The organism is Sporosarcina sp. P33 (genome assembly GCF_002077155.1).
In the GTDB taxonomy this organism is placed as follows: domain Bacteria; phylum Bacillota; class Bacilli; order Bacillales_A; family Planococcaceae; genus Sporosarcina.
The window spans coordinates 2,945,656-2,967,015 of sequence record NZ_CP015027.1 but is presented as its reverse complement, the minus strand read 5'-3'; the positions used below and the strand labels follow the sequence as shown (position 1 = coordinate 2,967,015).

26 protein-coding genes are annotated in these 21,360 nt (G+C 43.6%); all 26 read right to left on the bottom strand.

Annotation, left to right across the window (positions count from 1 at the left end):
- Positions 1-29 precede the first annotated feature (29 nt).
- On the bottom strand, positions 30-542 hold the full coding sequence (locus SporoP33_RS14485; RefSeq protein ID WP_081244386.1) for a helix-turn-helix domain-containing protein: 513 nt from the start codon (positions 540-542) through the stop codon (positions 30-32).
- Positions 543-547: 5 nt separating this feature from the next.
- On the bottom strand, positions 548-844 hold the full coding sequence (locus SporoP33_RS14480) for a hypothetical protein (RefSeq protein WP_081244385.1): 297 nt from the start codon (positions 842-844) through the stop codon (positions 548-550).
- Entirely contained in the window at positions 841-1,620 is a 780-nt protein-coding gene (locus SporoP33_RS14475) for a FliA/WhiG family RNA polymerase sigma factor (RefSeq protein WP_081244384.1), read from the bottom strand. The genes SporoP33_RS14480 and SporoP33_RS14475 overlap by 4 nt, the downstream gene beginning before the upstream one ends.
- A 116-nt stretch (positions 1,621-1,736) precedes the next feature.
- Positions 1,737-2,231, bottom strand: coding sequence for a chemotaxis protein CheD (locus SporoP33_RS14470; protein WP_081244383.1), 495 nt, complete (start codon positions 2,229-2,231; stop codon positions 1,737-1,739).
- On the bottom strand, positions 2,232-2,864 hold the full coding sequence (locus SporoP33_RS14465) for a chemotaxis protein CheC (protein WP_081244382.1): 633 nt from the start codon (positions 2,862-2,864) through the stop codon (positions 2,232-2,234).
- Entirely contained in the window at positions 2,854-3,321 is a 468-nt protein-coding gene (locus tag SporoP33_RS14460) for a chemotaxis protein CheW (protein WP_081244381.1), read from the bottom strand. The genes SporoP33_RS14465 and SporoP33_RS14460 overlap by 11 nt, the downstream gene beginning before the upstream one ends.
- A gap of 13 nt (positions 3,322-3,334) precedes the next feature.
- Positions 3,335-5,404 carry a chemotaxis protein CheA gene (locus tag SporoP33_RS14455; RefSeq protein ID WP_081244380.1) on the bottom strand — a complete coding sequence of 690 codons (2,070 nt, stop codon included), beginning with the start codon at positions 5,402-5,404 and terminating at the stop codon, positions 3,335-3,337.
- A 15-nt stretch (positions 5,405-5,419) separates the two neighbouring features.
- Positions 5,420-6,499 (bottom strand): protein-glutamate methylesterase/protein-glutamine glutaminase, encoded by a 1,080-nt coding sequence (locus SporoP33_RS14450; protein WP_369821986.1) that lies wholly within the window; start codon positions 6,497-6,499, stop codon positions 5,420-5,422.
- 52 nt (positions 6,500-6,551) lie between these two features.
- Complete coding sequence (locus SporoP33_RS14445) at positions 6,552-7,418, bottom strand: MinD/ParA family protein (protein WP_081244378.1); 867 nt, start codon at positions 7,416-7,418, stop codon at positions 6,552-6,554.
- Positions 7,411-8,526, bottom strand: coding sequence for a flagellar biosynthesis GTPase FlhF (flhF, locus tag SporoP33_RS14440; protein ID WP_081244377.1), 1,116 nt, complete (start codon positions 8,524-8,526; stop codon positions 7,411-7,413). Before flhF ends, SporoP33_RS14445 begins: the two co-directional genes overlap by 8 nt.
- Complete coding sequence (gene flhA, locus SporoP33_RS14435) at positions 8,526-10,556, bottom strand: flagellar biosynthesis protein FlhA (RefSeq protein ID WP_081244376.1); 2,031 nt, start codon at positions 10,554-10,556, stop codon at positions 8,526-8,528. Before flhA ends, flhF begins: the two co-directional genes overlap by 1 nt.
- Positions 10,557-10,581: 25 nt before the next feature.
- Entirely contained in the window at positions 10,582-11,673 is a 1,092-nt protein-coding gene (flhB, locus tag SporoP33_RS14430; protein WP_081244375.1) for a flagellar biosynthesis protein FlhB, read from the bottom strand.
- Complete coding sequence (fliR, locus tag SporoP33_RS14425; RefSeq protein WP_081244374.1) at positions 11,666-12,442, bottom strand: flagellar biosynthetic protein FliR; 777 nt, start codon at positions 12,440-12,442, stop codon at positions 11,666-11,668. Before fliR ends, flhB begins: the two co-directional genes overlap by 8 nt.
- Positions 12,443-12,446: 4 nt before the next feature.
- On the bottom strand, positions 12,447-12,716 hold the full coding sequence (gene fliQ, locus SporoP33_RS14420; RefSeq protein ID WP_081244373.1) for a flagellar biosynthesis protein FliQ: 270 nt from the start codon (positions 12,714-12,716) through the stop codon (positions 12,447-12,449).
- A 12-nt stretch (positions 12,717-12,728) separates the two neighbouring features.
- The gene (gene fliP, locus SporoP33_RS14415; protein WP_081244372.1) at positions 12,729-13,394 is read right to left on the bottom strand and encodes a flagellar type III secretion system pore protein FliP; all 666 of its coding nucleotides are present in this window, start codon (positions 13,392-13,394) and stop codon (positions 12,729-12,731) included.
- Complete coding sequence (locus SporoP33_RS14410; protein ID WP_196796810.1) at positions 13,387-14,058, bottom strand: flagellar biosynthetic protein FliO; 672 nt, start codon at positions 14,056-14,058, stop codon at positions 13,387-13,389. Before SporoP33_RS14410 ends, fliP begins: the two co-directional genes overlap by 8 nt.
- A gap of 9 nt (positions 14,059-14,067) precedes the next feature.
- Positions 14,068-14,430 (bottom strand): response regulator, encoded by a 363-nt coding sequence (locus SporoP33_RS14405; protein WP_081244370.1) that lies wholly within the window; start codon positions 14,428-14,430, stop codon positions 14,068-14,070.
- Between the two features lie 21 nt (positions 14,431-14,451).
- Positions 14,452-15,633, bottom strand: coding sequence for a flagellar motor switch phosphatase FliY (fliY, locus tag SporoP33_RS14400; protein ID WP_081244880.1), 1,182 nt, complete (start codon positions 15,631-15,633; stop codon positions 14,452-14,454).
- Complete coding sequence (gene fliM / locus SporoP33_RS14395; RefSeq protein ID WP_081244369.1) at positions 15,626-16,627, bottom strand: flagellar motor switch protein FliM; 1,002 nt, start codon at positions 16,625-16,627, stop codon at positions 15,626-15,628. The genes fliY and fliM overlap by 8 nt, the downstream gene beginning before the upstream one ends.
- A 48-nt stretch (positions 16,628-16,675) precedes the next feature.
- Complete coding sequence (fliL, locus tag SporoP33_RS14390; protein WP_081244368.1) at positions 16,676-17,107, bottom strand: flagellar basal body-associated protein FliL; 432 nt, start codon at positions 17,105-17,107, stop codon at positions 16,676-16,678.
- The gene (locus SporoP33_RS14385) at positions 17,097-17,318 is read right to left on the bottom strand and encodes a flagellar FlbD family protein (protein WP_081244367.1); all 222 of its coding nucleotides are present in this window, start codon (positions 17,316-17,318) and stop codon (positions 17,097-17,099) included. Before SporoP33_RS14385 ends, fliL begins: the two co-directional genes overlap by 11 nt.
- A 57-nt stretch (positions 17,319-17,375) precedes the next feature.
- On the bottom strand, positions 17,376-18,173 hold the full coding sequence (gene flgG, locus SporoP33_RS14380) for a flagellar basal body rod protein FlgG (protein ID WP_081244366.1): 798 nt from the start codon (positions 18,171-18,173) through the stop codon (positions 17,376-17,378).
- Between the two features lie 84 nt (positions 18,174-18,257).
- Positions 18,258-18,629, bottom strand: coding sequence for a TIGR02530 family flagellar biosynthesis protein (locus SporoP33_RS14375; protein WP_081244365.1), 372 nt, complete (start codon positions 18,627-18,629; stop codon positions 18,258-18,260).
- A gap of 17 nt (positions 18,630-18,646) precedes the next feature.
- Entirely contained in the window at positions 18,647-19,333 is a 687-nt protein-coding gene (gene flgD / locus SporoP33_RS14370) for a flagellar hook assembly protein FlgD (RefSeq protein WP_231293260.1), read from the bottom strand.
- 3 nt (positions 19,334-19,336) lie between these two features.
- Complete coding sequence (locus SporoP33_RS14365) at positions 19,337-20,725, bottom strand: flagellar hook-length control protein FliK (RefSeq protein WP_081244364.1); 1,389 nt, start codon at positions 20,723-20,725, stop codon at positions 19,337-19,339.
- 28 nt (positions 20,726-20,753) lie between these two features.
- Entirely contained in the window at positions 20,754-21,359 is a 606-nt protein-coding gene (locus SporoP33_RS14360) for a MotE family protein (RefSeq protein ID WP_081244363.1), read from the bottom strand.
- Position 21,360: the final 1 nt, after the last annotated feature.

The window sequence follows — 21,360 nt, the reverse complement described above, 5'->3', positions numbered from 1 at the left end:
TGCACTGGTTGCAACCACTGTGTGTACTTTCAGCCAAACTTTAATAATAATTCGATTTCCGTTTTACCTTTTTTCAGTTCTCTGGCAATTTCTGAAATGGACTTTCCTTCAGCGTACAGCTGCTTGGCCATCTCTCGGTCATCCAGTGGTTTTGGCTCCTGGTTTGGCAGGGATTCTTTTGCCTTTGGCTTATTCTCTGCATTTTTTTGATAAGAACGAAGCGCTAACTGAACAGGCAACGGATGAGGTTTTGGCTGCGGCTGTTTCGTCGCAGCTGTTTTTTCAGGTGCTTCGGAAATCGGCTGCCTATCCTTCAAAGTGCCGTTATTCGAATGCGCCTGTTGTTCCAGCTGACTGATCAGCCGGTCATTTTCTTCTTTGATTTCTGACAAATACGCCAGTACCGACTGATCCATTTCCTTCATGAGCTGCTGCTGTTTTTTTTCGAGGTTATTGAATTTGGATATTTTTAAAAACAGCAGCGTAATAACCATAAAACTGATAATTTGTAAGATGAATAAAAGTGCCAGTAAGATTCCCATGTGGTTTACCCGCTGCAGTCAACAAACGACCCTTTGAATGGATGCTTGGGCCGCTGCTGTTCTTTCTTTTGTTTTTCTTTTCTTTGATCGGACTCATCATCAGGCTGACGGTCGTCTGCGTCCAACTTAGCATACGGATCCGCTTCTAAAACAGTTTCTTTGCTTTTAAGCGCCTGCTTTTCGGTCAGCATATTTGCACTGTCCTGTGCCAGCTGGGACTGTTGCTGCTTCTGCTCAGCAATTTTACCTGCTTCGAATGTTTTGGGGATTGCAATTTGAAGTTCAATACTTTTCAAACTCATAAAATCCCTCCGTCCGTAATTTCAGCCGCAAGCAGCGACCGTAATTTAAATAACGCTTTTGAATGAATTTGGGAAATTCGAGAAGTAGATAAACTTAGAATTTCACCTATTTCAGTCAGCGTCATATCTTCCTGATAAAATAAACTTAACACGAGCTGTTCATTTTCATTCAGTTCTTTAATCTTTGCCGTCAGGTCTGAAAGCAATTCATTCTTTACGGATTGCTGTTCTGGTGTTTTTGTTTTTTCATCCTGCAATACGAATGTCTGATCATTTTGTTCATCATCGTCATTCATCTTCTCATCAATCGATAAGACATTAGCAAAATACTGTTCATGCACGGTTTGATAGACTTGATCTGTAGTCACGCCTAAATGATCCGCCACTTCTTCCGGTGTTACCGACCGTAAATAAGTCTGCTCCAGCTTGCTGATCTCTTCGTCCATTTTTTTCGTTTTTTCACGGGAGGAGCGGGACAGCCAGTCTTCTTTCCGCAGCCCGTCGATAATGGTGCCGCGTATACGAAAAGACGCATACGTATCGAACTTCAGATCACGGGCAGGGTCAAATTTCGTAAGTGCATCAAAAAGACCCTGATACCCGAGTGATTTGATTTCGTCCCGTGAAACGTTTTTCGGCAGTCCGGCACTGATTCGCTGTACGTGATAATTGACAAGAGGTGTATACATCCGAACTAACGTATCACCTGCATCAGGATCACGGTTTTCGATCCATAATTTCCACTGATGCCGTTCAGTTACGTCTTGATTTGCCATCGAATTCACGCCTTTCCTGTCAGGTTCTTTCTGCGAATTTCCAACTCTTATGTATAAGTATAACAAATCTTAATAGATAAAGGCGACTAATGGATTAGCCGCCTTTTCTCTTATTGTCAGATTTCTTGCGTTCCGGCATTCACCGTTCGAACGTGCAAGATACTTGTTTCGGGATCAAATTCAATTGTACGTCCGCTCGATCCCCCCGTATCCTCAGAAACAATGGGAATCGAATATCTGTTTAACTCTTTTTTTACAGCTTCCACATTACGCGGACCGATCCGAATGGTGTCGTTTGAACCGAACTGGAACATTTGAGCACCGCCTGCAATTTTCGCTTTAATACTGAAAGGTCTGACCCCTTCCGCTTTCAGTAATTCAATCATTGCATGAATCCCTGTATCCGCAAACTTTGCGACATTCAGCTTAGTGGACTTCCCAAGCTCACTGTCTGGCAGCATGACATGCACCATGCCTGAAATTTTTTTCGACGAATCATACAGTACTACGCCCACACACGAACCGAGGCCTGATGTGCGAATCGTATGGGGAGATTTAGCAATATTCATATCTGCAATTCCTACACGCACTACCGTTTGTACATTTGCCATTTACAGAACACCTAATGAACTGAATATTGTACGGTAAGACGGCGGATCAGGCAACAAGAAGAAATGCCCGGCGAGACTCGAGATTCCCTGTTCCCCTTCCTGTAATATTTCCGTCTCTATAACGATGACTTCATCGCTGTACTGAGATACTTCGATCAGGCCGAAGCTGACTATTGCACCCACCATATCCACGCTCAAAGAAGGTACCGTCGGATATATATTTAATGAAGTGAAATCTGACAGTGCGGATAAATAAGAACCTGACAATATGTTTCCTAACTCCTGAAGCGCTGAAGCGCCCATCCCAAGATCTTCGACATCCATAAATGTGAATGCTGCGTCACCGGTTAATTTACGGATGAACTGTGTGGCAGATTCAATTGTCAGCACAAAAAACATTGTGCCTGTCAAATCGCCTTCGATCCGCAAAAAGATGCCCGCTACTACTTTTTCAGTGCCGCCTGCCAAGTCAAACATTTCGTCGAATGTTACAAGTTCCACATTCGGCACACGCATATCAATTTTTTGACCCAACAGCTGTGATAATGATGTGGCTGCGTGGGCTGCACCGATATTGCCAATTTCCTTTAACACATCAAGATGCATTTCGGTGATTTCATTATCAGAATTCATCGGAGTTCCCCTTCTTAATCGGCTGCAGCACTTTTTCCAGATTCAGCATAACCAACAGACGTTTACCTACTTTTGCCACACCCGAAATAAATTCAGATTCTACTGATCCCACCACTTCCGGCTGGGGACCGATTGCACTGCTTGGCACATCCATTACATCATTGGCGTCATCTACAATCAAACCGACTTCAGAGTCTCCGTGTGACACAATAATAATACAGCTCGTTTCATCAAACTCTTTATATTCCATATCAAAACGTTCACGCAAATCAACTACCGGTGTTACAACGCCCCGTAAATTCAATACCCCCTTTACATAGGAAGGCATGCGCGGCACACGTGTAATGGATAATGATTTCTCGATGGATTCCACTGCATCCAGGCCGATTGCATATTCTTTATTCATCAATTGGAAGACGATTACTTTCATATCGCTCAATTCTACAGCTTTTGTCATGTCGTCACCTCGATTATTTAATCAATGCATTACAGTCAACAATTAACGCCACTTGACCGTTCCCGAGAATTGTAGCGCCAGATATCGCAAAGACACTTTGGAGATAATCTCCAAGTGATTTCAGGACGATTTCCTGCTGTCCGATGAATGAATCTACAACTAACCCCGCCAGGCTGTCTCCTTTACGGACAATAACAATGGACTGGAATTCTTCGTCTTCAGCACTTTTATTTTTCATTTCGAATATTTCTTTCAAATCCACTAACGGCACAATTGTTCCGCGGAAATCGATAACCGGCTGATTATGCGCATTTAAAATATCCGATTTCTGAATAATTGCCGTTTCAATAATGGATGACAATGGAATTGCGTATATCTCTTTATCCAGTTCCACCAGCATGACAGAGATAATAGAGAGAGTCAGCGGCAGCTGCACCTGGAATAATGAACCTTTTCCTTCAGTGGAATCGATCGAAATGTGGCCGCCCAGTGATTCGATGGTATTCTTGACCACATCCAGTCCGACACCGCGCCCTGAAACATCTGTGATCGATGCCGCTGTGGAGAAGCCCGATGCCAAAATCAATTCCGCCACTTGTTTATTCGTCAGTGATTCTGCTGCTTCTTCACTGACTATGCCGCGTTCAATGGCCTTTCCGACTACACGCTCACGGTTCACACCAGCTCCGTCATCTTCCAGCTCGATGAACACATGGTTGCCTGAATGATAGGCGCGAAGTGTTACTGTGCCTACTTCAGGCTTTCCTTTTGCAATACGTTCTTCCGGACTTTCGATTCCGTGATCCAGCGCATTACGGATTAAGTGAACGAGCGGATCGCCGATTTCATCGATTACTGTACGGTCAAGTTCTGTCTCAGCCCCGATGATTTCGAGATCAATTTTTTTATTCAGATCACGTGCCAATTGACGAACCATTTTAGGGAATCGGTTAAAGACTGTTTCTACCGGTACCATCCGCATGTTCAAAATGATATTCTGCAGGTCTCCGGATACCCGCGTCATTCTTTCCACAGATTCATTGAGTTCAGGATTATGAAGTTCACTTGCAATAGACTGAAGCCGTCCGCGGTCGATAACAAGTTCCTCAAACAAATTCATGAGAATATCCAGACGGTCAATATTTACGCGGATCGTTTTGTTTGAATTGGAAGCTGCGGCTTTTTTAGCTTTAGGCGCAGATTGAGATGTTTCTTGGTTTTTTTCCGTTTTTGCTGCGGAAGCGGCAGGGATTTCAACTGCTGCTGGTGCTGCTTCACTTTCATCCAATATAGATTGTTTATACTTCTGCACGTATTCGTCCGTGATAAGTGTAATTTGAACATCTTCTATTTCAGATACTTTCATCACTTTTGATTTGAGCTCTTCAGCATCTTCATGTGTCAGCAGCACAATCGTAAATTTCTGATCAAACTCTTCATTTTCCAATTGTTCCACTGTAGGAACTGTTTTTATTACTTCGCCTGATTTTTCTAATATCTCAAACGTCATAAATACCCGTGCCACTTTCAACAGGCAGTCTTCACGCAGTGTCACTATAATTTCCAGCGCATTAAATCCTTGCTCAGCAGATTGAGAAATTACAGTCAGTTCAAATTCGTCATAATGAATACCTGTAGAAGTAATGACTTCCAATGGCGCTTCTTCAGTAGTTGCTGCCGGCTCTGCTTCCAGATCCAATGGCTGTCCTGCTTCTATCCGATTAAGGGTTTCAACCAACTTACTGACATCTTTCTTTCCATCGCCGCCTGCTTCAATATCCTGAACCATAAGTTCAAGATCATCCACCGCTTCGAATACTACGTCCAGTATTTCCGTTGAGACACTGATTTTCGAATTCCGGATTGCATCCAGGACGTTTTCCATTTTATGTGTCAGATCCGCAATGTCTTCATATCCCATCGTTGCGGACATCCCTTTAAGGGTATGAGCTGCTCTAAAGATTTCATTGACAATTGCCAGATCATCCGGATTATTTTCCAAAGCAAGCAACTGTTCACTGCAAGCTTGCAAGTGTTCTTTACTTTCTTCTATGAACATATCCAAATACTGATTTACATCCATTGTAAAGCCCCCTAGTTACTTCAAATTTCCCATTATCGCATCAGCGATCTGCTGTACATCTTTAATTTCATCGCTGAGACCTGCATCTATTATGGCTTTGGGCATTCCATACACAACGGAAGTATTTTTGGATTCCGCTATGGTAATTGTTTGACATGCAGCACGTAATAATTCCATTCCTTCTCTTCCGTCATATCCCATTCCGGTCATGATGGCTGTAACATATCGTAATTCTTTATGGGCCGCTGCAGATTCAAGCAGCACATTTACTGCCGGGCGGTGTCCGGAACGCGGAGCTTCTTCTCCATCCAGTACAATCTGATAACCTGTCCCTGCCTTTTCAAATTTCAAATGCAGGCCGCCAGGTGCTATATAGGCCGTGCCGTTTTCAATGTGTTCGCCGTGTTCTGCTTCTTTGACAGTTATTTCACTCAGTCCGTTCAGCCGCTCGGCTAATGACTTAGTAAAACCTGGCGGCATATGCTGCACGATTAAAATAGGATGGGGGAATTCTGCGGGAAGCCTGGTAATGACTTCCTGCAAGGCTCTTGGGCCCCCGGTCGATGTACCTATTATAACAAACGTTTTGGAAATTGGTGCTATATTTTTAGATAAATTTGCCGTTTGTGCTATTGGTGTCACATACGGTCCGCTGACATCCGGCACGTTTCCTCTAATGACAGGTGATGATTGGTGAGTGTATGACGATGTAATCTTTCTTGTCAGTGTTTGTATCCCTACATTTGAGGCGGCGAATACTTTTTCTACTATCTCTTTTTCAATTTCATGCAGATTTAAAGAAATAGCGCCTCCAGGCTTAGCTATAACATCCACCGCGCCATATTCCATAGACAGAACCGCATTTTCGGTATTATGTTTCGTTGTGCTTGAAAGAATCACGACTGGAACCGGCGTCTGATCCATGATTTGCTGGAGAGCTTCCAGCCCGTTCATTACAGGCATTTCAATATCCATCGTAATGACATCCGGACGAAGTTCACGCACTTTTTCCGTCGCGTCTCTTCCATTCCTGGCGATGCCGACTACTTCCATCATGGGGTGTTTATTCAGCATATCGGAAATGAGCTTTCGCATAAAAGCCGAATCATCTACTACAAGAATTCGTTTTTTCTTGCTTGTAATCAAATTAGACACGCCCCTTTTGGAAAATACCTTTGATTTTATCTATGAATCCAGAATTTTCAATTGCAGTGCCCGGCTTTTCTCCGTATAAAAAAGTATCCGTGATCGACAGCATCCGTTTACTGACCTGCGCATTCGGATACATTCTGATAAAAGGCGTTTGCGCAATAACTGCATTTCGGACATGCACATCATCGGGCAACAGGCCTAGGACGCTGGTTTCTACCGACAAAAACTTCCGCATAGCGAGCTGAAGGCGTGCCAATGAATCCTTTCCTTCCTGCTCTTTCAGTACGCGGTTGCCTACGATGTGAAATGTTTTATTTGCATCCCGCAAACAAATAAATTTCATCATGGAGTACGCATCTGTGATGGATGTTGGCTCAGGTGTTGCAATCAAAATAATCTCATCCATTGCGACGATCAAATCAATAGAACTTTTTGTCGCGCCCGCACCCATATCGAATAAAATAACATCATAGCTTCTCTGTAAAATAGAAAAACCGTCTATGAGCCTGGCAAACATCGTATCCGACCATTCCAGAACCGTTTCCAGTCCCGAGCCGCCTGCAATAAAAGCCAAATGATCTTCTATAGGTGTCACGACTTCCCAAAGGTCCTTTGAATTAGTTAAATAGTCCTTTAAATGATAATTTGGTGTTGCCCCGAACAAAATATGAATATTCCCCATACCGATATCCATGTCTACAATTAAGACTTTCTTTCCTTTCGCCACTAGTCCATATGCGAAATTAGCAGTGAAGTTCGACTTGCCTACACCGCCCTTTCCGCTGACGATGGCAATTGAACGGGCTGCCTGCTTTTGATTTCCCATCATTTTCAATCGAAGCGCTTCTGCCTGATCATGCATGTGAATCACCTTCTAACAGAAGAGCCAGTACTTTTTCAACATCCGCCTCCGTCAAATCTTCAGGCACTTCTTGTCCATCCGTAAAATAGGCCATGCCGATCCGGTTCTTCAGCATCAGGTTGAACATAGAACCCACAGAATTCGTTTCATCTGTTTTGGTGAAAATAAACTTTTCAATCGGAAGTTTTTCAAAACGGTTGATAATCGTTTCCATATCCTGTTCTTTTGACGTAGTAGACAGCACCAGATATGTTTCCATTTCTAATGAAAAATCGATGAGATTCTTTAAATCATCCACAAATTTTGCTTCTTTATAATTTCTTCCTGCAGTGTCGATAAATATAAGGTCGCGATCTTTTAACTTTTCAATTGCTGCATGAAAATCTTCTTCGTTATATGCTATCTCCACAGGCGCCTGCAGCAGATTGGCATATGTCCGTAATTGCTCGATTGCCGCAATCCGATAGGTGTCTGTCGTAATGAAGCCGACTTTCTTTCTTTCTTCCAAAAGTGCACGCGCTGCAATTTTCGCGATAGTCGTCGTTTTTCCTACACCTGTTGGCCCCAGAACGTTGATAAATTTCTTTTGATAAGAGATTCCTCCAAACGGAATATCTTGAAGACGTTCTTTCAGCCATTCATGTACAATAGCCATTTGCTGGTCTTCTGCGTAGTCTGTTTTGTCTTGCTTCATTCGATTAAATATCAAATTGCCAATTTCCATGATGTATTCATGATCGAGTCCTTGCGCCTGCAGCTTTTTTAATACCGGCAATAATTCATCAGGAAATTTGTCAAATGATCGATCAGATGGTTTTATATCGTGAAGCATCTGCTTGATTTCGCGCATCTCCCGTTGAATACGTTCAACAGATTCCGGTTTCGCGAGCTGCTGCGGTGCTGAACGTACCGGTGTTTCATATATCCGCTGGTCATTGGTTTTATCATAACTGGCAACCACTTCCACAGAACGTTTGCTGAAAAGTCCGAGAAAGCCTTTAGTTTTTGTGACATTGGAACTCAGTATAACCGCGTCGTCCCCGAAATCTTCCCGCACTTTTGCCATCGCTTCCACCATGGTAGGTGCTGTGTACTTTTTCATTTTCATTAAATATCCACCACTCCTACACTTTGGACTTCTACTGATGCTTCGAGTTCGTTATACGACAATATAGGTATTTGCGGGAAATACCGCTCCGTAATCTGACGTAAATACATACGTATTGCCGGCGAACATAAGATGACAGGTGATTGATCGAGCATGGCTACGCGTTCCACTTCTTGGGCGATCCGCTCCAAAATCTGCTGAGACTGGGAAGGATCGATTGACAGGAAATTTCCTTGCTCTGTTTGCTGGATACTGTCGGCAATAAGCTTTTCTACTTTGCCGGATACGGTTAATACTTTTAGCGCCTCATTTCCCGCCACATATTGACCCGTAATTTGCCGTGCAAGAGACTGCCTGACGTATTCTGTCAATACATCGACATCGGATGTGTATTTAGAATAATCTGCGAGCGTTTCGAAAACAATCGGTAAATTCCGAACAGATACTTGTTCGTTCAATAGCTTAGCCAGTACTTTCTGAATTTCGCCTATCGATAACGGCGTTGGTGTAAGTTCATCAACCAGTATCGGATACGTTTCATGAACGTGGTCCACTAGCTGTTTCGTTTCTTGACGTCCAAGCAGATCGGATGCATTAGCCCGAATAATTTCCGTCAAATGCGTAGAGACGACACTCGGCGGATCCACGACTGTATAGCCCATGATTTCCGCTTCTTCTTTCGTTTCTTCCGTGATCCACTTTGCCGGCAGTCCAAATGAAGGCTCAACTGTGTCAATCCCTTCAATTAAGTCCTCTCCGCCGGGACTCATCGCCAGATAATGATCCAGCAATAATTCCCCTCTGGCCATTTCATTACCTTTGATTTTGATGCGGTATTCGTTCGGCTGCAGCTGAATATTATCCCGAATCCGTACAACCGGAATGACAAGGCCAAGTTCAATCGCAAGCTGACGGCGTATCATGACGACACGATCGAGTAAATCTCCGCCTTGCGTTGCATCAACAAGCGGGATGAGACCATAGCCAAATTCAAATTCAATGGGATCCACATTTAATAGATCTACGACGTTTTCCGGTCGTTTTAGTCCTTCAGTTTCCACATTCTCTTCCATTTCAAGCAGTTCTTCCGGATCTTCTTCCGGTTTACGAGACATCATGAATGCGCCCATTGCCAGAGCGGCTGAGATAGGAATGGTTAAGACGTCATTGATCGGTGTTGCCAAACCGAGTAAAAGAATCGTAACGGATGCCACATATAGCAATTTAGGCTGTCCGAGTAATTGATTCGTAATATCTGTGCCAAGATTTCCTTCTGACGCGGCTCGTGTAACGACGATCCCTGTCGCAGTGGAAATCAGTAAGGCGGGAATTTGCGAAACGATTCCATCTCCGACAGTCAGTGTGGAGAATTGAACAGCCGCTTCAGCAAACGGCAGACCCATCTGCACGACCCCGATGATCATCCCGACAAGCAAGTTGATCATGACTATAATAATCCCGGCGATGGCATCCCCTTTCACGAACTTTGTTGCCCCGTCCATTGCCCCGTAGAAATCAGCTTCATTACTTACTTTTTCACGGCGTGTGCGTGCTTCGGTATCAGAAATCATTCCTGCGTTGAGATCAGCATCAATACTCATTTGCTTGCCGGGCATTGCATCAAGTGTAAAACGTGCCGCTACTTCGGAAACACGTTCTGACCCTTTAGTGATTACGATGAATTGAATAATAATCAAGATTACGAATACGACAAGTCCGACGATAATGTTCCCGCCGGTAACGAATGTGCCGAATGTATCAACTACGCCACCCGCATTTCCTTCTGATAATATTGCCCGTGTAGTGGACACATTCAAGCCAAGACGGAATAATGTCAATAACAATAATAAGGAAGGAAAGATAGAAAACTGCAGCGCTTCCTGCATATTCATTGCAGTCAGAAGCACCATTAAACCGAGTGTAATATTGATAATGATTAAGAAACTCAGTAACCAGGGCGGTAACGGGATGACAAGCATCGCAACAATCATAATAACCGCCGCGAGTACTCCTATATCTTTAAACTGCATGCCACCCCTACTTTCTCTATTTCACTTAAATTTTCCGCTGTATACGGTAAACGTATGCTAAGATTTCCGCAACCGCCTTAAAGAACTCTTCCGGTATGCGGTCGCCAATTTCCACTTTGTCATACATTGCACGCGCAAGAGGCCGATTTTCTACCATGACAATCTCATTCTCTTTTGCTATCATTTTAATCTTTTGTGCGACAAAATCTGCACCTTTAGCGACAACAATCGGCGAATCCATCTGTTCCTCATCGTACTTGAGCGCAATTGCGAAGTGTGTCGGATTCGTGATGACCACGTCCGCTTCAGGTATTTCTGACATCATGCGGCGCATTGCCATCTCCCGCTGCCGCTGTTTAATGCGGGATTTAATAAGCGGATCGCCGTCCATATTTTTATGTTCATCTTTAATATCCTGTTTAGACATCTTAAGATTTTTTTCATAGTCAAATTTCTGATAAAGAAAGTCCAGAATGGAAATAAACAACAATACCATAGAGGCAATAATGCCCATCATTCCCACTAATTTTGCAATGGTCAGTAAGGTGTACTCTGGTGTCCGAAAAGCCAAATCGAGAACTTTTCCGAGATTTGACCAGATGATCAGAGTAGTAACCGTTCCAATGAACGAAATTTTTAAAATGGATTTTAATAATTCTACAATCGCCCGAACGGAAAAAATACGTTTCAATCCTTTGATTGGATCTATTTTCTTTAGATCAAACTTCAATGTCTCTGCAGTGAATAACAGACCAAATTGAAGTAAATTCGCTGCAATACTCGCAATCACTGCTATAATCATAATCGGCAGAAGAATAATTGCCATTTGTTTAATAATACTTATGTAGACAAGCATGACTTGTTCTTGATCCATCATTTTGATCGGAAAAAAATGTGTAAATGATTCTCTGAAAAACACGAAAAAATTATCGCGCATGAATCCTGCTGCGAAAAACATAAAGATAAATACAGAGAGCAGAACGATTGCACTCGTCACGTCCTGGCTTTTCAGAACTTGCCCTTTTTTTCTGGAATCTTCTCTTTTTTTCGGAGTGGCTTTCTCTGTCTTCTCGCCGGCGAAAAATTGTAAATCCAGCCTTAGTAACAAATCAGCCACCTCCGAGAAGTATCATGAGATTTCTCATGGTCATGATCATAATTTCAAACATCTTTTTCATAACGACGATGAATACACTGGCCATTGTGACGATCACCAGGAAACTTACACCGATTTTAATAGGAAAACCGACCACAAAGATATTTAACTGCGGAACCGCTCGTGCTGTTATACCGAGCGCCAAGTCCACAAGAAATAACGTGGCCACCACGGGGATTGCCATTTGAAATGCAATAGCAAATGATTTTGCGAATGTCAGTACCATAAAGTCCGCCATATTCGGACTGCCAAACGGCGGCCACATGGCAGTGACGGGGACAAATTCATAGCTGTAAAATATTCCGTCCAGCAGCATATGATGCCCGTTCACAACGAGCAGCAAGAGCACTGCCAGTGAATTTAAAAATTGTCCAAGCAACGGTGACTGGGCACCCGTCTGCGGATCGATGACGTTCGCTATCGCAAATCCCATCTGGAAATCAATAAATCCGCCTGCCACCTGAATGGCCGACATAATAATAAAAGCGGCAATGCCGATTGACAAGCCGACTACCGCTTCCTTTATAACAAGCAATATGTATTGGCCATCAATCTCTAACTCAGGCAAAGTAACAGAATAAGACATCATCCAGGCCAATATCGCAGCGAGCATGAGCCGCTGTGTGGCTGGAATAGACTTATAAGAGAATAACGGCAGTGTTACGAAAAATGACGTAACACGAGTCAAAATAAGTAAGAATGCGGGTAACGACGGGATGAGTTCATTCATTCAATCACCCGACGTACCTGGAAAGATTGGAAAAGATCTCGCTCGCATAATTTGTAACATACGATAACATCCACGGACCAAAAAATATTATTGCCACCATAACCGCTATAATCTTCGGCACAAATGCCAGTGTCTGTTCCTGAATCTGTGTGGTAGCCTGGAAAATACTTACGCTTAGCCCTGTCAGCAGCGCCACAATTAGGAGAGGCCCTGAAGCGAGAAGAATAACCCACACTGACCGTTCTGCGATGGAAATAACAAATTCACTCGTCATTCAAATTCCTCCCTAAAAGCTTTGCAGCAATGACTGGATAATGAGATACCAGCCATCAACCAGAACAAACAATAAAATTTTAAACGGCAGTGAAATCATAACAGGCGGAAGCATCATCATCCCCATTGACATCAGGACACTTGCAACAATCATATCGATGACCAGAAATGGAATAAAAATCATAAAACCCATTTGAAATGCTGTTTTTATTTCACTCAGGGCAAATGCCGGGACCATCATCGTCAGCGGAATGTCTTCAATGGTTTCAGGTTTTTCCATCTGATTGTAACGCATGAATAATTCCAGATCTTTCTGCCTGGTATGTTCACTCATAAATTCTTTAAATGGTCCGCTGGCACGTTCATATGCCTCGTCCAGACTGATTTCTTCATCAAACAGCGGCGTCAGTGCCTCTTCATTCACTTGCGATAATACCGGTGACATAATAAAGAAAGTTAAAAACAGGGCTAATCCAACCAGCACCTGGTTTGGCGGCATCTGCTGGGTAGCCAGCGCCGTACGGACAAAAGACAATACAATAATGATGCGTGCAAATGACGTCATCAGAATTAAAATGGCTGGAGCAAGTGATAATACGGTCAGCAGCAGAAGCATTTTGATCGAAGTAGAGACATTGGACGGATCACTGCTGGAAAATGTATTCAGAAAGTCAGCCATTTTGGTCGCTTCCTTTCCGCTTCAACCGGTCCAATTGCTCTTTTCGCTCAGTCTTGATCTCTTCCATTTTAGAAGAGAATACTTGACTGAAAACAGTAGATTCATCTTCCGCGTATGGGTTTTTGCCTTTTGCAGAAAAACGGGAATACAGTTGGGACAATATTCCCTTCTGCACTTCATTGCCCTGATCATAACGGGCAAGTAACTCTTCAATTTCATGAGGATCATCTATTTCCCGAAGCAGCTGAACATTCTCTCCTACGCCCACCACAAAGTAATGACTACCCATTTTTACTAGTTGAATAGATTTATTTTGACCTAAAGGAACACCGCCCAGATTCGTCATTAATCGCGTTTGATCAAAGCTGCGGTTCCGTCTGTTTAAGAAGCGCAACAGCCAGACGAGCAAACCGATAACGAATAAGAATGCCAAAAGTGTCCGGATATAGTCCCCAGCTGTCAAACCAGTCGGCCCGGCCAGTTCTTTATCTGTTACTGTGGGTTTATCGCCTTCTGCAGCAGGTGCTTTGTCACTGCAGTCTTTTCCTTTTCCAATACATTCGGACACGCTGATATCCGGATCCGTTTCCGCATAAACTGCCGGCATAACGGGAGTGCACAGAAGGAAGAGAACCAGATACGAAATGATCCATTTAACATTCATAGGCCGCATTTAGCTCAGCGCTTTATCGATCGCTTCAATAACACGGTCTGCCTGGAACGGTTTTACGATGAAATCTTTTGCTCCTGCTTGAATTGCATCGATGACCATCGCTTGCTGCCCCATTGCGGAACACATGATAATTGTAGCTCCCGGATCCGTACTTTTAATTGCTTTTAAAGCGGCAATGCCATCCATTTCAGGCATCGTAATATCCATTGTCACCAAATCGGGCTTTAATTCGTTATATTTCTCTACCGCTTGAGCGCCATCCGCAGCTTCGCCTACTACTTCATAATCATTTTTTGTTAAAATGTCTTTAATCATCATGCGCATAAATGCCGCATCGTCTACTACCAAAATTCTTTTACCCATTATATTCCCTCCAAGTATCTGCTATCTTAAATTATTCAAACGATCCATCTGACTTAAAATATCCGTAATACGGACTCCGAAGTTTTCGTCAATGACTACTACTTCCCCTTTAGCAATATAGCGATTATTGACTAGAATATCGACCGGCTCCCCTGCCAATTTATCCAGTTCAATAATCGAACCTCCGGACATTTCCAGTATTTCTTTAACAGAACGCTTCGTACGTCCTAATTCTACTGTTACCTGGAGTGGTATATCAAGTAGTAAATTTAAATTATTTGATTCTTCCTTATTTAAAGAAGGCGCCTGAAAACTGGCGAATTCTGCTTGCTGAACATGTACAGGTTGCTGCACAGTTTGTTGTGCCGTCTGGGACGGAGCCGTCTGCTGTGCGGGTGCCTGCATCGGTTGCGGTTCAGGGGCAGTTTCAGCGGGACGGGCTGGTTCCGGCTGCGGTGGCGGCGATGTCTGCGGGGCAGTCGGCGTTTCCGTAACTGTCGCAGCTTCTTCTTCCCCCATTAAGGAAGAAACCAGTTTTTTACCGAACTCGAGCGGAAACAGCTGCATAATATCGGAATCAATCAACTCACCGACTTGCAAATTGAAAGATACGCGGATCAAAAGATTATGCGCAGGTATATTTTCCGTTCCCTGGTCCATCTGAATATTCATCAAATCAATAGTCGGCGGTGAGATATCTACTTTTTTATTAAAAATTGTAGACATCGATGTGGCAGAAGACCCCATCATCTGATTCATCGCTTCCTGCACTGCACTCAAATGAATTTCACTTAACTCTTCGTTTGGGGCTGTGCCGTCGCCGCCCAGCATAAGATCTGCGATAATGGCTGCATCGCTTTGTTTAATCACAAGCAAATTGACACCGCTCAGTCCTTCCGTATATTCCACTTTTATAGCGACATACGGATGAACAAAGTCTTTATCCAGATTATCACGCTGAATTAATGAGAGCGTCGGTGTTGTTATATCCACTTTTTGACCCAGTAATGCTGATAAAGCAGTAGCTGAACTTCCAAATGAAATGTTACCGACTTCTCCCAGTGCATCTTGTTCCATTTCACTCAGATAGTCGTTAATGTTAATTACTTCATTCTCAGGCTCACCCGCCGTCCCCGCAGGCTCAAGTGTTTCACCGCGCAATAGCGCTTCAATCTCTTCCTGTGAGAGAATATTATCACTCATCATCCTCATCCTCTCCCGAATTCAATATTTCCAGTATTTGAACAGCCATGCGATTTCGTAATTTACCGGGCTGTGCAGTGAATTTAGGTTTTTCCCCGATTCGTACTGTAAGCGGTTCTTCAATACTTGTATCAAGGGATATAACATCGCCGGGCTGTAAATGCAGGAAATCATTTATTGATATCCGGCCTTTACCTAAATCGGCCACGACCGGCAACATCGCATGTTTGATCCGTCGTTCCAATTCCACACTCTGTTCGGGTGTCGGTTCCTTTTTGTTCGTCTGCATCCAGTACTGAACAGATAAATTCGGAATAATTGGTTCCAGCACGACGTGTGGAATGCAAATGTTGATCATTCCGCTGGATTCGCCGATCGTAATACTGAATGAAATAACAATAACGGTTTCGTTAGGCGAGATCATCTGAAGAAACTGCGGATTGACCTCCATTTCCGTCAGATACGGATCAATGTCAATCAGACCTGCCCACGCTTCCCGTAAACTGTCGAAAGACCGCTCAAACAGATTCGTTAAAATCTTCGTTTCAATCTCCGTCATCGTGTCGGTTTTTCCTGAACTCGATCCGTATCCGCCCATCAGCCGTTCAAGCATGGAATAAGCGACGTTCGGATTCACTTCCATCAGAATGTTCCCTTCGAGCGGTGAAACATCAAATATATTAATCAGCGTCATGTTAGGGATTGAGCTGATGAATTCTTCAAACGGAATCTGATCAACCGATACTACGTTAATTTGAACATACGTACGAAGCTGGGCAGAAAAGTAGGTCGTTAATAGTCTGGCAAAGTTCTCATGGATCCGGGTCAGACTGCGGATCTGGTCTTTTGAGAAACGGAGTGCACGTTTAAAATCATAGACACGTACTTTTCTGGTCTCTTCTTCTTTTTTCATTTCTTCTGCTGACATTTCACCCGTCGATAAAGCAGACAACAGCGCATCTATTTCATTTTGGGACAGTACATCTCCCGACATAGGCCAACCTCTCCTTGCTTGCGTATCTCTATGCGATCATACCGGCCGTCACTGGATGATATAAGAGACAATATACACTTTCTGTATTTTCCCATCCTGCATCAACTCGTTAAGCTGTGCTTTGATCGTGTCTTCAAATTGCTGTTTGCCGATCTTTCCTTCCAAATCTTTTGCAGTCATTTCCGACAGCTCCTGGATGGCCAGATTCTTCACCTGAAAATCGCGTTTCGACAATTCTTCAGCTGCTTTTTTACTGTCCGTCTGGATTTTTAATGAAATGCGGACAAAATTGCGGCCTGCTAAATTCGTCGTGATTTCCTCCATATCTACAGACGATTCGATAATTTCATCAATCGATGGCGCTTTTTCTTCTCCGCCACTGTCCTTGTTGAAATTCAAAATCAAAACGACTGCCACGACACCGATCAATGTGATGCTTACTAAAATAATCAAAGAAATCGTTAATAATTTATTCTTCATCTTCTTCACCCCGGATATGCGGATTCGACAGCAGCTGGACCGCTTGATAAAATGCTATAATCCGGCTGTTCACTTCTTCAGCCGAATCGAGAACGATATACTTTGACCCTGTCGTCAGCGTAATCGTCGTATCGGGAAACGACTCGACTCTCTCTATGTACAATGCATTTAATGTGAACGTCGTTCGATTCAATCTGGTCACTTTAATCATATGTATAAGGGGCCAGGCCAAGGCCGGCCCGACCCTCCTTTTCAATCTATGCTGTATTTATCGTTTCAAGTTCACAAGTTCCTGCAGGATTTCGTCGGAAGTTGTGATAATCCGTGTGTTGGCCTGGAATCCACGCTGTGCTACGATCATTTCTGTGAATTCTTCGGACAGGTCGACGTTGGACATTTCTAGGGAGCCGGATTTGATAGCACCGCGGCCTTCTTCAATTGCTAAACCTTCTGAAGGCTCACCCGAATTTGCACTTACTTCATATAAATTACCACCGACTTTAGATAAACCACCTGGGTTATTGAATGTCGCTAAGCCCACATTAGCTAACTTCTCCAATTCACCATCCTCATTAACAACATTCACTGCACCATCTTGGCCAATTGAAAGGGATGTTGATGTTAAAGGAACATAAATTTTAGTTCCCGCCTCATCCAACAAGTATCTTCCATCCCCATCGACAATGTCTCCTTCTTTATCTAAATAGAAGTTCCCTGCTCTAGTATAAAACTTTTCAGATCCACCATCTTGCCCAACGATGAAGAAACCATCCCCTTCAATAGCAAGGTCTAACGTATTGCCAGTTGTTTGCATAGAACCACCAGAATGAATTGTATCTATTGTAGCGAGCTGTGAACCCAACCCAACTTGTTTCGGATTCACACCCCCACGGTTTGCGCCGGGTTCCGAAGCACCCGCCACAGTCTGCGAATACAAATCCTTAAAAACGGTACGCCCTTTCTTAAATCCATACGTATTAACGTTTGCAATATTATTACCAATTACATCTAACTTTGTTTGGAAGTTTTTTAATCCAGAGATTCCTGAGTACATTGAGCGAATCATAGTATTGTTTCCCCTCTCGGTTTTAGAGTGCACCGCGTCATTCAGTCGGCGGTGCAACGGCATCCTGTTAAGGTCCTGCCGTATTTAGCTGAGCAGTATCGTTCCGTCTATATTGGTAAATAGCTGATCCTTCGCTTCCGTTCGGTCCATCGCGGTGATGACGGTTGAGTTCTTGGCACTGACTATGAGTGCGGCCTGGTCAGTCAACACGAGTGATTCACGGATTCCTTTCCTTTTCGCCTCGTCCACTTTTTCTGAGATGCGTGCCCATTCTGCGTCGGTCATTTGAATGCCCCGCTCCTGCAGACGATCTGTGGCATGTTTGCTGATTTTTAGTTTTTCAGGCTGTTCGGCATTGTGCAGAAGTTCAAGAAATGACTGCTTCGGCTTCGCCTGTGCCTGCCCTTGGCGTATGAGTGGCGGTGATGGAATGCGATGGATATTGATCTTATTCATGACATCGCTCCATTCGTTTATTCACTGATTGAGGTAAACTGATTACCTTCGATTTTCGTGCCGTCCTGCAATATATAGTGTAAGCTGCCTTCTTTATTCGTCACAGATATAACTTTCCCCGTACGCTCTGCATCACCTTCTGTAAAACCGACCATCTTGCCGATTAGCATACTCGCTTGGACGAGACTGTTTGGCTGACTGCCCGTGCCTGTACTTCCCGATTCGCTCCCCATGACTTCAGAAATATTACCGGGTGATAATTCCTTGCCGTCTGCCATCATAAAGACTACTGAACCATCAATATATTTAATTGACTGAATAATGCCCGTTCCTTCACTAATTACCGGTTTGCCGTCTCCGTCTGTTTGATCAGTTACTTTATGCCAGCGTATTTCTTTGCCTACAAAACTGTTGTATTGAATCAGCTGACTTTGATTTTGTGAATCAGCGAATTTCTCAAATGCTTTTGTTAAGTTCATCGTTTGTTCCAATGAAGAAAACTGTGCCATCTGTGCAATGAATTCTGTATCTTTCATCGGGTTCGTCGGATCCTGATTGGTCATCTGTGCAATCAGAATTTTCATAAACGCATCTTTCCCCATCGTGTCAGGACCTGTCTTGCGCTGATCCCGCTGCTTATTGATCAAAAACATTGAGTCTGTAATTGTATTCTGTGCTGATGTTGAGTTTGTTCCTTCCGGCAATGTTTACACCTCCAGTTCAATCATAAATTCTTGGAATGTTTGTTCCTGCTCATCCCGCTGTTCGTTCTGTTCTGATGGTTGCTCCTTTTGCTGCTGGTTCTGTCTGTTAAATGCCTGTTCCCGGTCACTCTTTGACGGATCTTGAATAGTCTGGGATAAGTCAATTCTGTCTACTTGGAGATTTTGCTGATTAAACGCATGACGCAGCTGATGCATCTGGCTGTCGAGCATTTCACGTGCCATCGCGGTGGATGCTAATATTCTCGCGGTCATAACTCCGTTAACTTCCAGCAATTCAATCCGTATTTGCCCCAGGTGTTCCGGATACAGCTTCACCGACAGTCTGTTCATTCCATTCGTCTGTCCAAAATTTGCGCGGTTCAATACTGCTTGGAATTCCCTCATCAGTGCTTCGCTCCGGCTTTCCGGCACTTTATCAGCTGGATTCATATGAAACACCGGACGCGCTTCTGTGTGAGTCATCGCGGATTGCGGTGTTACTGTTTCGGCGGGTTTTGCCTGCTGTTCTGGCTGCTTCATATCTGCCGCAGGCTGTTCTGAAGTGAAGCGAATCACGTGCTGAATAGCCGGCGGAATCTGGATTGGCCGTTTGATTTCAGGCTGCACAGTTTTTTGTTCAAGCTGATTCGCGATTTGCGCCAGAATTGGCTGGATTGTTTTCACTGAATCCGCCTGGCTGGACGAAAGATCTATTTTAGGCACAGCCAATTCCACCGCTTTCAGCAACGCGGTAAATTCGACGGCTGTCCTTTGCGGCAATTGCTCCATCACTTCCTGTATCTTTTCAGGAGGCAGCTGATGTAATACATCGAGCGCAAACCATATATCTCCCGTTGCCGCAATTTGTTCCAATTGTTCTTCAGTAACATATTCACCCTCTAGGACATTCGTAATCTCTTCCACTAGTTTATCAGGATTTTTACTTAACAGTGATGCTAATTGTTGCAGACTTGGAAACTTCTCGGCCTTTGAGAGATCAGTCAGCTGCAGTTCTTCAGTTTCAGCAGTTTCAGCCGGTTGTTCTGGTATTGCTTTTACTTCAGCTTCATCTATTAGTATGACGGGCTGTTCCTGCGATTGCCGAAGGCCTGTTTCTTTCAATAGCTGCGCTGTAACCGAGGTTGCACTTGACTGCTGCAGTTTCTCGAGTGTTCCTGCTAACTCATCAAGCGAACCGGCGTCTAAAACTTCACCAAGGAATTTCAACAATTTTCCTTCTTCTGCCGTTGGCTGTTCTTTTACATGTACAGAAGAAGCGATCATACTTTGAAAAACACTTCCGAATGCCTGACCTTCTGCACTTGCAGGAGAAATAGAAGAATTCATCGGAATACTCGAAGAGCCTACACCCAGTAATAGTCCTAAGTTCACTTTTTCACCTCCCTCAAAAACTATTATACTACTTTGTGAGCATAGATGTATATTTAGCGGCCTGTTCAGGGGACATTTTCTCTAGTATAGCTGCTAAAGTTGCAGGCTTTAGACTAGATAAAATCTGAACAGCTTCTGCATCGCCCATTTTTGTAATGACCGGCGCAGATGATTTGGGCGACATTTGCTCGTATGTTGTGACAATCTCTTTGAAATCGCGTTTGGATTCGCTCTGCGCGAGTTTCAGTTTCTCGATTTCTTCGTTCAATTTCTCTTTTTCTATTTCGAGCGCTTCATTTGAATCTTTTACTTGCGTCAGTTCGTCCTGGAGTTCAAATAATTGCGCTTCTTTTTCCTGAATTTCTGCCTGCAGCGAAATGACGCGTTCTTCCAGAATCAAATCACCTTCCACTTTCTCATCTGGAGCTTTCTTCTCAAGGAACGGTACTTTTGACGTCCATTCTTTCGCCTGATCAAAGACATTGACATCTGCCACTTTTGCTATGATTAACACAACAGCTGCCGTAAACATTAAGGGGATGATGATCCAGGCAAGTACTATTTGAAGAAAGCCAATCGACTTTTTGCTTTCTGTCATCAACTCGGTTTCTTTTTGTTTTTTTGATTTAGCCACT